We start from the raw sequence: 12121 nt of genomic DNA on the forward strand, positions 1-12121 counted from the left end.
TAAGTGAAGGCACGTAAGGCCTCGCAGTTCTCGAAGCGTTAAGCTTTTACGACATCGCGCACGGCGGCCCTGGACCATTCGGTCCCGGGCCGCCGTTGCATGTCCGGGGTGCACGTGCGCTCTCGGCGTGCTGCCCGCGCCCTCCGTTTCCCTCCCGCGCACGCGTGCCCTTTCTGCAAATGGTGCAGGTTCTTCCTAAATGGTGCAGGAAGTTCCTGCCCGGTTTGGTGGGAACTTGCCCGGGTTGCGCAATGAGTGGCCGGTGTAGGAACGAGTTGGGGGCACCCCGTGCCCGAGCGGGGGCGCGAACCCTGCCTGGGCGTGAGATCGCGGATACTTCGCCCGCTTCTCCGCTCTTGAGCCACCCGCGTGCGATAATTTCCTTATTATGTCGCAAGTGACGCCTGCGCGAGCGGGCGGTTAAGGAGATATTTTATGGCACGGCTTTTTGGGACTGACGGAGTTCGGGGCCTCGCAAACCGCGAGATCACACCCGAGTTTTCACTGCTCCTCGGTCAGGCAGCAGCGCGTGTTCTTGCCGAAGAAGCGGAGGGCCGCCCCAAAGCAATCATCGGCCGTGACACCCGCCAGTCCTCGGCCATGCTCTCGCACGCGGTGGGCGCAGGCCTCGCATCGGCCGGCGTGAACGTGGAGCACGTGCGCGAGATTCCCACGCCGGGCATCGCGTACCTGACCTCCGCCCGCGGATACGACCTCGGCGTCATGATCTCCGCCTCGCACAACGCCATGCCTGACAACGGCATCAAGTTCATCAACGCGGACGGCTTCAAGCTCGATGACGCGATCGAGGACCGCATCGAGGCCAACATGTCCAACGGCTGGGAGCGCCCAATCGGCGCGGACGTCGGCCACATCGATGAATCCTCCGAAGTCTCCGACCGCGTCTACATGGATCACCTTGTTCGCTGTGGCGCCCCGCTCGAAGGACTTTCGATCGTGCTCGATTGCGCCAACGGAGCCGCATCGTACGTGGCGCCGAAGGTCTTCCAGGAACTGGGCGCCGACGTCGTCGTGATCAATGCCAGCCCAGATGGCCGCAACATCAACCTCAACTCGGGCTCCACGCACACCCACCGCCTCCAGGCGATGGTCAAGGCGGCGGACGCCGACATGGGATTCGCTTTCGACGGTGACGCCGATCGCTGCCTTGCCGTGGACCATTACGGCAAGCTCGTGAACGGCGACGAAATCATGGGCCTGCTCGCGCTTGCCATGAGGGAGCGCGGCGAGCTTCCGCACGATACGCTCGTCATCACCGTCATGTCCAACCTCGGCCTGCGCCTAGCGCTCGACGAGAAGGGCATCAACTACGCGGTGACCGGCGTGGGCGACCGCTACGTGCTCGAAGAAATGCTCCGCGGCGGATTCGTGCTCGGCGGCGAACAGTCCGGCCACGTCATCAACCTCAACCACGCCACCACCGGCGACGGCACGCTCACCGCGATCCTCATCGCCTCCGAGATCGCGCGCCGCCAGGAGCCGCTGTCCGAGGCCGTCTCGTTTGTGGAGGAGCTTCCTCAGCGCCTCATCAACGTGCCGAACGTGGACAAGAACCGCGTGGATGAAATCAGCGACGACGTGGCGGCGGCCGAAGCCACGCTCGGCGATTCGGGGCGCGTGCTCATCCGCGCCTCGGGTACGGAGCCACTCATCCGCGTCATGGTCGAGGCCAAGACGCAGGATCAGACCGACGACGTCGCCGAGCACCTGGCGCGCATCGTCCAGGACAAGCTCTCGATCTAGATCTTTCGCAGCGCGATCTCTTCGATCCGGTGATCCTCGCCCTTGGTGAGGATCACCGTGGCGCGAGACTTCGTGGGAGCAATGTTCTCGCGCAGGTTGGGCAGGTTGATGGATGCCCAGATCTGGCGCGCGGTGGCCTCCGCCTCCTCGTCCGAGAGGTTGGCGTACGAGCGGAAGTATGAGTTCTCGTGCGCGAAGGCCGTGGTGCGCAGAGAGCGGAAGCGGGAGATATACCACTCCTGCAGCGTGGCCTCGTCGGCGTCCATATAGATGGAGAAGTCGAAGTAGTCGGAGACCGTGAGCTGCGAGCGCGATTTCGGGTGCGCTGGCTGCAAGACGTTGAGCCCCTCAACGATGAGGATGGCCGGCTTGCGAATGACGATCTTCTCGTCAGGCACGATGTCGTAGGAAATGTGGTCGTACACGGGCACTTCCACTTCCTCCTCGCCGGACTTCACGCGGTGAAGGAAATCGATGAGCGCGCGGCGGTCATACGATTCCGGAAAACCCTTGCGCCCCATGATTCCGCGCTCTTTGAGAACGGCGTTGGGGTAGAGGAAACCGTCGGTGGGCACGAGGTCGACGTTCGGTGTGCGCGGCCAGCGCGAAAGTAGCTGCTGGATGAGGCGCGCGGCGGTGGATTTCCCGACGGCGACCGAGCCAGCGATCCCCACGATCCACGGCGTTCGCTCGGCTTGGCGCCCAAAGAACCCGCTCGTTTCCTTATATAACTGACCCGTGCACGTGGCGTACGTCTGCATGAGCGCCGACAGCGGCCGGTAGACGGCGTCCGCCTCCTGCAGGTCGATCGGATCGCCGAGCGAGGAGATGCGATCGAGGTCTGCCTGCGTGAGGGGCAGCGGCGCGTTTTGGGCAAGCTCGGCCCATTCGTCGTGATTAAACGTGACGTAGGGGGAGGGATCGTCATGAGCCATTCCCCAAGTGTGCCAAGATCGGGAGGTTTTCGCACACGGAGTCGGCCCGTGAGCACCGGAGCCGGCCTGTGTTGACCGGGCCGCCGAGCGAGAACCAGCGCAGCCCAGCGAAATGGGGTGGGAGTTGCCAAGGCGAGCCGAGCGGTCGGCGTAGAGTAGAGGGGTCGACGGGAGAGATCATGTTACGTGCCTATGTAGCCGAGACAGTTCGGCGGGCGGAAGAACCACTGCTCGAGGCGGGCGTGCCGCTCATGCGCCGCGCGTCCTACGCCGTCGCCAACCACGCGCTCGCCTATCTTCGCCGCGAGGGTTTTCGCATCCCAGGCTCCACGGTGCTCGCGCTCGTTGGCCGGGGCAATAACGGCGGCGACGCCCTGTTCGCCGCCGCGTTCCTCGCCGAGCGCGGTCTGGCCGTCACGGCCATCTATACGGGCGATGTTCACGACGACGGCCTGCGGGCGGCCAAGCGCTCCGGCGTTCACCTGGTAGCTTTTGACGACCCGACCTCGGACGCCGCGATCGCGCGCCTGCGCGACGTTGCCGACTATGGCGGGATCTGGATCGACGGGCTCCTTGGCATTGGCGCCACCGGCGGCGCGCGAGAGCCGTACGTCACGTGGATTCGCGTGCTTGAGGAGGAACGGCTCGCGAGCCCGGATGAGCCCTACATCATCGCCGTCGACACGCCCTCGGGTGTTGGGGTCGACGACGGCTCGCTGCCCGGCCCCGTCCTGCCAGCCAGCCTGACTGTCGCGATGGGCTGCGCTAAGCCCGCGCACGTGCTCCCGCCGGCCAGATACGTATGCGGCGAGGTTGACGTCGTTGATCTGGGCTTTGAGGCGCATCTGCCTGCGCAGGCGGACGTCATGGAGCTCGCGGACTCCGACGTCGCCGATCTGTGGCTCGTTCCCGGCGTCGACGATCACAAGTACACGCGCGGGGTGGTCGGGCTGCTGACCGGCTCGGACACGTATCCGGGCGCGGCGGTTCTCGGGGCGGCCGGAGCGCTCGGCGCGGGCCCGGGCATGGTGCGCTACTTCGGCAACAGCCCGCTCGTGATCCCAGCCTTTCCCGAGGTGGTGCCAGCAGATGGGCGAGTCCAAAGCCTCGTCATCGGCTCCGGCCTCGACACGCTCAATTTCGCGCGCTCGCGGTGCTACGACGCGCTCGCGGACGGCAATCCCGTGGTGCTGGACGCCGGCGCGATTGAACTGGCCTACAAGCTCGACCTCCCCCACAGCGCCGTCCTCACCCCGCACGCCGGCGAGCTCGCCGCGCTCCTACGGGCCAAGGGGAGCGAAGTTGACCGAGCCGAGGTGGAAGCGCGGCCGGTGTGGGCGGCGAAGAAAGCCGCGGAGCTCACCGGCGCGACGATCCTCGCGAAGTTCGCCACCGACGTCGTGGCAGCTCCCTCGGGCGAGGTCTACGTGCAAGGCGGCGCACCGGGATGGACGGGCACCGCGGGCGCGGGCGACGTGCTCGCCGGCCTGCTCGGCACGCTCCTTGCCATGCACGCGCAGGACTTGAGTGAGGGTCTGCCCGCACGGTTGGCCGCGGCGGCTTCGCATATTCACGCGCAAGCGGCTATTCTCGCTTCGTCGTCACAAGGGCGCGTGGGCCGGCCGATCCGGGCCAGCCAGATCGCGGCGGCGATACCGGATGTCATCGAGAGGATGCTCAATGAGTAGCTACCCGTCGCGGGCGCTGATTTCCCGCAGCGCGCTGGCCGAGAACATCAGCGCACTTCGCGGCGCCACGTCCGCCGAGCTCATGGCGATCGTCAAGGCGGACGCCTACGGGCACGGCCTGGAGCGGGTGGCTCGCTGGGCGCGCGAGGACGGCGTGGAGTGGTTCGGCGTCGCTCAGCTTGCTGAAGCCCTCGAGCTCCGGCGTTACCTGCCAACCGCGCGTATCCTCACCTGGATCTTCACCCCGGGTGCGGATCTGACGCAGGCGCTCGCAGCGGATCTCGACCTGTCCGTCGGGTCGCCGTGGGCGCTCGCCGACGTCGAACGGGCGGCTCGCGCCACCGGAAAAACGGCGCGCGTTCACGTCAAGGTCGACACGGGGATGTCGCGCGGCGGATTCGCGATTGCCGACCTTCCGGCTGCCGCCGCGAAGATCGCCGAGCTGGCTGCGGAGGGCGTTGCCGACGTCGTCGGGCTCTGGTCCCATCTTGCGTGCGCGGACGATCCAACGAGCGGCCAAACCGAATACCAGACCGCTGTCTTTGAAGAGGCGCGAACCGTGCTCGCCGAGGCGGGGGTGGTTCCGGAGGTTCTCCACCTCGCCGCATCCGCGGGCGCGCTCTGGCACCCGTCCACGCACTACGACCTCGTGCGGCCAGGCATCGCACTCTACGGCGTGAGCCCGAATCCGCAGGTGCAACGAGCAGACGAGATCGGCCTGCGCGCCGTGATGCAACTCGAGGCCGACCTCCTAACCAGCAGGGACGTTCCCGCCGGAAAGGGAGTCTCCTACAATCACACGTACGTGACCTCCGCGAACGCGCACCTCGCCGTCGTGCCCCTCGGCTACGCGGACGGAATCCCGCGGCTCGCCTCGAACGTGGCGAATGTGCGCGTGGGGGAGGCAGTGTGCCCGATCCGCGGGCGAGTGTGCATGGACCAATTCGTCATCGAAGGCGTGGGCCTCGAAGCGGGCCAGACGGCCATCCTGTTCGGCGACGCCCGCGATGGCCTGCCGACCGCCGACGACTGGGCGGCTCTGACGAACACCATCGGATACGAGATCGTCTCGCGTATCGGCCAGCACGTCCAGCGCGTGGACGCGCCGTAGTGCGTACAATAGCTGGGAAAGGTAGGGGATATGGCACGCATTGAAGTTCCAACCGTGGATGATATTCATCGGGTTGGCAGGGCAATCGGCGAGCACGCGATGCCCGGAGACCTCGTCATGCTCAACGGCCCCCTCGGCGCGGGAAAGACGACGATGACGCAAGGAATCGCCGACGGGCTCGGCGTCAGCGAGCAGGTATCCTCGCCAACCTTCGTCATCGCGCACATCCACCCCGGCCGGTTCGATCTGGTCCACGTGGACGCCTACCGTCTGGAGTCGATGGATGAGCTCGACGCGCTCGATCTGGACGCCTCGCTCGAGGACTCCCTGACCGTCGTCGAATGGGGCGCCGGCAAGGTCGAATCGCTGACCGGCTCGCGCCTGGAAATCGATATCGAGCGGCCCGTCGGCGGCGATGCCGATCTCGACCCCGAAGATCTCGGCGCGGACGAACCGCGCATCTTGACCCTGCGCCCGCACGGTGAGCGCGCAGAGGCGCTCGCGGATGCCATTCGCAGCGCCGTCCCGGATCTGGTGGAGCGCACATGAAGCGGCTGCTCCTCATCATTGCCCTGTTGCTCGGCCTCGCCGCACCCGCGCAGGCCACACCCACAGACGATCCGCCCCAGGTCCCCGAGGCGGTAGCCGACTGGTTTGCCGACAAGGCGCAGGCAACCGTGCGCTCCTACGGCGCGGACGCCTTCCCCGATTTCACAACGGAGGAGCTCACTGCGCTGACCGTTGGCGATCCCGAGCTCACATCCGTCATGGGAACGGGAACGACGCCGGACACCGCCATCCAGCCATCGGCGCGGTGGATCGCCCCGATCATGAACGGCGATACGGCCGTTGGCGCGGTATCCGTGAATTTCGACGACGGCGTGGCGGGCGACGAGATCGTGCGAGGAGACGCGCGGCTTGGCACCTCAATCGCGCGCGACGAAGAGGACACCACGTTTGTGTGGGACTCCGAACTCAGCGCCTGGTTTATTCAGCGCGACTCCACGATCGAACCTGCCGACGACGCGGGAGCCAAGATCGTGCTCGGCTCGGTGCCGATTAACGATTTCCTCGCGCAGCGCAGTCGCATCCTCTCGAGTTCCGATCCCGTGACCCAGCCGGCCGACGCGCCGGTCGGCCCCGTCGAAAGCGAAGCCCGCAGCCTGCCGCTTACGGTGGCGCTGGTCCTGGCGGTTCTGGCGATCTTGGTCGGATCGCTCGTGTGGTTGCGCGCCGAACAGCAATCGCGCGATGACGACGACGAGGGCGCCCCCGACGAGCTAGCGAACGTCGAGCGCAAGGGCGTGGTGGGGACGTTCGGATCGAAGACGAAGTTCCGCGATTCGGGGACCAAAGTGAACGTGTACCGCACGAAAAAGACGAAGGATGACAGTGAACTTTTTGACGATTGATACCTCCACCACGATTGTTGTGGGCGTGTGCCGATCCGAGATGGGGCAGTACACCGAGCTCGCGCTCGCCACGAGCGATTCCACCCGCGAGCACGCCGAAAAGTTGGCTCCGCTCGTCAAGGAGGCTCTCGCGGATGCGGAGGTTGATAAGCCGGATGCGATCGTCGTCGGAACCGGCCCGGGCGCGTTCACCGGGCTGCGCGCCGGCCTCGTCACCGCTCGCACCCTCGCGCGGGCGTGGAACGTGCCGGTGTATGGCCTGTCCTCGCTTGAGATTCTCGGGCTTGCGGCCGCCGATCGCGGCGCTCAGGAGGTCGTGCCACTCATCGACGCGCGCCGCCGCGAGGTCTATGCCATGCGCGTGCGGCCCATGGGCGGCGACGACGTGGCCGTGATCGCCGAGCACTCCGTAATGAAGCCCGATGAGCTCACACAGATTCTGCAGCGCGAGCCGGCGATTCTCGCGGCCTCGAGCGCGGACCTGTATCCCGAATTGGACGACGTTCGCGGCGTCGAACGCGAGGTCGTGACGCTATCGCCGCAGGTGATGGTGCGCCTCGTTGAATCTCGACTCACCCGGCAGGAGGCCGGTGAAGAGGTTACTCTCGATACCGAGCCGCTCTACCTACGCCGCCCCGACACCCAAGGCGGAAGCCCTCAGCCGGCACGCTGATGGAGGATTTCACGCTCGTCCCCGTGCCGCCCGAGTGGTGGCGCAAGATCGCCGACTTCGACCTCGAGAACTTCGGGATTGACGCGTGGAGCGCCCGCATGTGGGAGCTCGAGCTCCGCGGGCAGGGGCGGACGTACCTGGCCCTCGTGACCCAGCCCGGCCCGATCCGAACCGAGGGCGCGCTTGTGGGCGTGGGCGGGATTTCGCACGGCCCCGAGGCAGAACTGCTCACCATCGCCGTCTCCGAGCACCTGCGTGGGCGCGGGCTCGGGCGCGAACTGCTGCGTGCGCTCCTTGCAATTGCGCGGAGCCATAGCGCCGAGGCAGTCTTTCTTGAAGTGCGAGCCAGCGACGCCGGCGCGCAGCGTTTCTACCAGCGCGAGGGCTTTGAGCCGGTGGGCTTGCGGAAAAAGTACTATCGCAACGACGACGCCGTGGTGATGAAGCTCGAGCTGGCCGGTCGTCGTCGTGAAAAAACTGAATAACGCACTCGAACTCTCACGAAATTCCCTCAAAATGGTTCGATTTGAGTCTTTTGGCTAGCCCGCGCGGTTAGATGCGAATCACCAGTGAAAATAACTGAAAAACGGTCATTGGAATCATCCTAAAACCTGCGAAAAACGTGGCAACTAGCCGAAAAATCGCTGTGAATTTTGCTAGATTTTGCACGTGGCTACTTCAACTATTGATCATGTGAGAGCCCGTCGGACCACTGTCGCACTAAAAATTGCAATGGCCGTCACGGGCACCATTTTTGTCCTATTCCTGCTCGTGCACATGTACGGCAACCTCAAGATGTTTGGCGGACCTGACGCCTACAACGGATATGCCGACTGGATGCGCGACTTCGGATACCCGTTGATCCCGCACGAGGGTCTCTTGTGGATTCTGCGCGTTACGCTCGCTGTGTCGATCGTCGTGCACGTGTCCGCTGCAATCACGCTCTGGCGCCGGGCTGGCACTGCCCGCGGCCGTGCATACAAGGTGAACACCGGCAAGAAGATTACGACCGCGCGCAAGTACACCGCGTCGATGATGCGCTGGGGCGGCCTCGGTCTGGTCCTGTTCATCGTGTTCCACCTACTGCACTTCACGACTCTGACGATTGAGGTTGGAGACCAGTTCCGCGAGATCTCGCCGTACGAGCGTATGGTTCAGTCGTTCTCGCCCGAGCACTGGTACATCTACGTGATCTACTTCGTCTCGCTCGCCATCATTCTGTACCACGTCCACCACGGCGCGTGGTCGGCATTCGCAACCATGGGCCTGTCGCGCACCAAGCGCGAGCGTACGTACAAGACCATCGCTGACGTCATCGCGCTGGCCCTGTTCGTCGGATTCATGGTGCCGCCGACAGCGATTCTCGTCGGAATAATTTCCTAGGGGGAGTGTAGAGAAATGACTCAAACATTGATTCACGGCCTATATAGCGAAGGCGAGCCGATCGCCGATGCCAAGGCGCCCTCGGGTCCTCTTGCTGAACGCTGGGAGAAGCGCAAGTTCGAAGCGCGCCTCGTGAACCCGGCCAACCGCCGCAAGCTCAACGTCATCATGGTGGGCACCGGTCTTGCCGGTGGCGCTGGCGCAGCCTCGCTCGGCGAGATGGGTTACAACGTCAAGGCATTCTTCTACCAGGACTCGGCACGCCGCGCGCACTCGATTGCCGCGCAGGGTGGTATCAACGCTGCCAAGGACTACAAGAACGACAACGATTCGACCTACCGCCTGTTCTACGACACGATCAAGGGCGGCGACTTCCGTTCCCGCGAGTCCAACGTCTACCGCCTCGCCGAAGTCTCGGCGAACATCATCGACCAGTGCGTGGCACAGGGCGTTCCGTTCGCTCGCGAATACGGCGGCCTGCTGGACAACCGCTCCTTCGGTGGCGTTCAGGTCTCGCGTACGTTCTACGCGCGCGGCCAGACTGGCCAGCAGCTCCTGATCGGCGCCTACCAGGCGCTCATGCGTCAGGTCCGCGCCGGAACCGTCAAGACCTACGATCGCCACGAAATGGTTGATCTGGTGATCGTCGACGGCCGCGCACGCGGCATTATCGCCCGCGACATGAAGACCGGCGAGATCGAAACCCACCTGGCCGACGCCGTCGTGCTCGCCTCCGGTGGATACGGAAACGTCTTCTTCCTGTCGACGAACGCGATGGGCTGTAACGCATCTGCCGTCTGGCGCGCACACCGCCGCGGTGCCTACTTCGGCAACCCGTGCTACACGCAGATTCACCCCACCTGTATTCCGCAGACGGGCGAGTCGCAGTCGAAGCTGACCCTCATGTCGGAGTCGCTGCGTAACGATGGCCGTATCTGGGTGCCGAAGAAGGCAGAGGATGCCGCGAAGGATCCTCGCGATATTCCCGAGGAAGATCGCGATTACTACCTCGAGCGCATCTACCCGGCGTTCGGTAACCTCGTGCCGCGCGATATCGCATCGCGTCAGGCAAAGAACATGTGCGACGAGGGCCGCGGTGTTGGCCCGGCCATCGCCGAAGTGGGCAGGGACGGCGTGACGCGCGATGTGCGACGCGGCGTGTACCTCGACTTCGCGGATGCCATCGAGCGCATGGGCAAGGACGCGGTCTCCGCCAAGTACGGCAACCTGTTCGACATGTACCAGCAGATCACGGCAGAGGATCCGTACGAGGTTCCGATGCGTATCTACCCCGCAGTCCATTACACGATGGGCGGCCTGTGGGTGGATTACGATCTGCAGTCCACGATCCCGGGTCTGTTCGTGACCGGCGAGGCCAACTTCTCTGATCACGGTGCGAACCGCCTCGGCGCGTCGGCCCTCATGCAGGGTCTGGCTGACGGCTACTTCGTCCTCCCGAACACGATCAATGACTACCTGGCCGATGGCCCGTTCGAGAAGCTCGATGCGGACCACCCCGAGGTGGCAGCTGTTCGTGAAACGATCCAAGATCGTGTTAATTTCTTCATGACGAACGAAGGAAATCGCTCGGTCGATTCCTACCACAAGGAACTCGGCAACATCATGTGGGAGTACTGCGGCATGGAGCGTACCGAGGAGGGCTTGAAGAAGGCCATCGGTATGATCCGCGAACTGCGGGCAGACTTCTGGAAGAACGTACGAGTGCCTGGCAGGGCCGACGAACTCAACCAATCGCTCGAGAAGGCCGGCCGCGTTGCCGACTTCCTGGAGTTGGGAGAGCTCATGTGTATCGATGCTCTGCATCGTGAGGAATCCTGTGGCGGCCACTTCCGCGCCGAATCCCAGACTGAAGAAGGCGAGGCGTTGCGTCATGATGACAAGTTCGCCTATGTCGCAGCGTGGGAGTTCGCCGGAGAAGGGCAGGCCCCGGTTCTCCACAAGGAAGACCTCGAATACGAATTCGTCGAGATGAAGCAGCGGAGCTACAAGTGAAAATTAACCTCGAATTTTGGCGCCAGAATGGTCAGGGAGACTCCGGCCATTTCGATACCCACACCCTCGCAAATGTTGATGAGGACTCCTCGTTCTTGGAGATGCTCGATCAACTCAACGAGGAGTTGTTTGCCGAGGGCAAGGAGCCCGTGGCGTTCGACTCCGACTGCCGCGAGGGCATCTGTGGCCAGTGTGGTCTCGTCATTAACGGCGATGCCCACGGACCTCAGGTGACGACGACGTGCCAGCTCCACATGCGCACGTTCAACGACGGCGACACGATCACGATTGAGCCGTGGCGTTCGACAGCCTTCCCGGTCCTGAAGGATCTGGTTGTTGACCGTGGCGCGCTGGATCGGATCATCCAGGCCGGCGGCTACATTTCGGTCAACACCGGTGCGGCACCGGACGCACACGCAGTTCCGGTTCCCAAGGAATACGCGGATCGCGCGTTTGAGGCAGCAGCCTGCATCGGCTGTGGCGCCTGCGTGGCTGCGTGCCCGAACGGATCGGCCATGCTGTTCACCGCAGCGAAGGTTATGCACCTTGGCTTCCTCCCGCAGGGCCAGCCAGAGCGCCACGACCGCGTGGTGAACATGCTCGCTCAGCACGACGCCGAGGGCTTCGGCGGTTGCACCAACATCGGCGCATGCCACGACGCGTGCCCGAAGGAAGTGCCGCTCGAGCTGATTTCGCTTCTGAACCGCGACCTCATGAAGGCCGGTGTTCACGGGCGTTAGGCGCTGCTTAGCCACACAGAGCCGTTAGCTACACAGAGCTGTCAGCAACACAGAGCTGAGGGGTTCAGGCTAGATGTCGGGGATTTTCCCGTACGTCTAGCCTGAACCTTTTTTGTGTGCTCGATTTCGTGCCGGTGGGTCCGTGTTCGCGGGTGAGGGTGGCTCATCCACGTCGCCACCTTGGATTGGGAAGACGCATCGACATTTTCAAATATCCAAAGCTCGTACACGGCCAAATCGTCCGCGCCCGCGTCGCATCTCAAGCGGCGCGGGATCGTCGAACCGCCGCGCACGCCTTGACCTGATTGGCATAACCCCTGGCCAGAGCCCGGGCGGTCACGAGAATCGGCTCGGCCGATGCGTGCAGCGCAATCGTCAGTGCCTCGCGATCGCGGTGTTGCC

11 protein-coding genes are annotated in these 12121 nt (G+C 64.3%); 10 read left to right on the forward strand and 1 reads right to left on the reverse strand.

Annotated features, from left to right (window positions below):
• Positions 1-435: 435 nt before the first annotated feature.
• Positions 436-1764 (forward strand): phosphoglucosamine mutase, encoded by a 1329-nt coding sequence (glmM, locus tag ACHFFR_RS01195; RefSeq protein ID WP_394262440.1) that lies wholly within the window; start codon positions 436-438, stop codon positions 1762-1764.
• Here the strand turns inward: glmM and coaA are convergent.
• Positions 1761-2699, reverse strand: coding sequence for a type I pantothenate kinase (gene coaA / locus ACHFFR_RS01200; protein ID WP_394262441.1), 939 nt, complete (start codon positions 2697-2699; stop codon positions 1761-1763). The genes glmM and coaA overlap by 4 nt on opposite strands.
• Positions 2700-2878: 179 nt before the next feature.
• On the opposite strand from coaA, the gene ACHFFR_RS01205 reads away from it, so the two are divergent.
• From ACHFFR_RS01205 to ACHFFR_RS01245, 9 genes are all read left to right on the forward strand, one after another.
• Positions 2879-4387, forward strand: a complete 1509-nt coding sequence (locus ACHFFR_RS01205) for a bifunctional ADP-dependent NAD(P)H-hydrate dehydratase/NAD(P)H-hydrate epimerase (RefSeq protein WP_394262442.1) — start codon at positions 2879-2881, stop codon at positions 4385-4387.
• Positions 4380-5498, forward strand: coding sequence for an alanine racemase (alr, locus tag ACHFFR_RS01210; RefSeq protein ID WP_394262443.1), 1119 nt, complete (start codon positions 4380-4382; stop codon positions 5496-5498). Before ACHFFR_RS01205 ends, alr begins: the two co-directional genes overlap by 8 nt.
• A gap of 30 nt (positions 5499-5528) precedes the next feature.
• Positions 5529-6047 carry a tRNA (adenosine(37)-N6)-threonylcarbamoyltransferase complex ATPase subunit type 1 TsaE gene (tsaE, locus tag ACHFFR_RS01215; protein ID WP_394262444.1) on the forward strand — a complete coding sequence of 173 codons (519 nt, stop codon included), beginning with the start codon at positions 5529-5531 and terminating at the stop codon, positions 6045-6047.
• A complete protein-coding gene (locus ACHFFR_RS01220; RefSeq protein ID WP_394262445.1) occupies positions 6044-6910 on the forward strand; it encodes a hypothetical protein in 867 nt (288 codons plus the stop codon). The genes tsaE and ACHFFR_RS01220 overlap by 4 nt, the downstream gene beginning before the upstream one ends.
• A complete protein-coding gene (gene tsaB / locus ACHFFR_RS01225; RefSeq protein ID WP_394262446.1) occupies positions 6891-7583 on the forward strand; it encodes a tRNA (adenosine(37)-N6)-threonylcarbamoyltransferase complex dimerization subunit type 1 TsaB in 693 nt (230 codons plus the stop codon). Before ACHFFR_RS01220 ends, tsaB begins: the two co-directional genes overlap by 20 nt.
• Positions 7583-8068, forward strand: coding sequence for a GNAT family N-acetyltransferase (locus ACHFFR_RS01230; protein WP_394262447.1), 486 nt, complete (start codon positions 7583-7585; stop codon positions 8066-8068). Before tsaB ends, ACHFFR_RS01230 begins: the two co-directional genes overlap by 1 nt.
• A 184-nt stretch (positions 8069-8252) precedes the next feature.
• The gene (locus ACHFFR_RS01235; protein WP_394262448.1) at positions 8253-8966 is read left to right on the forward strand and encodes a succinate dehydrogenase cytochrome b subunit; all 714 of its coding nucleotides are present in this window, start codon (positions 8253-8255) and stop codon (positions 8964-8966) included.
• A gap of 15 nt (positions 8967-8981) precedes the next feature.
• Positions 8982-10979 carry a fumarate reductase/succinate dehydrogenase flavoprotein subunit gene (locus tag ACHFFR_RS01240; protein WP_394262449.1) on the forward strand — a complete coding sequence of 666 codons (1998 nt, stop codon included), beginning with the start codon at positions 8982-8984 and terminating at the stop codon, positions 10977-10979.
• Positions 10976-11719 (forward strand): succinate dehydrogenase/fumarate reductase iron-sulfur subunit, encoded by a 744-nt coding sequence (locus ACHFFR_RS01245; RefSeq protein ID WP_394262450.1) that lies wholly within the window; start codon positions 10976-10978, stop codon positions 11717-11719. The genes ACHFFR_RS01240 and ACHFFR_RS01245 overlap by 4 nt, the downstream gene beginning before the upstream one ends.
• Positions 11720-12121: the final 402 nt, after the last annotated feature.

This window comes from Trueperella sp. (genome assembly GCF_043424875.1).
GTDB lineage: Bacteria > Actinomycetota > Actinomycetes > Actinomycetales > Actinomycetaceae > Trueperella.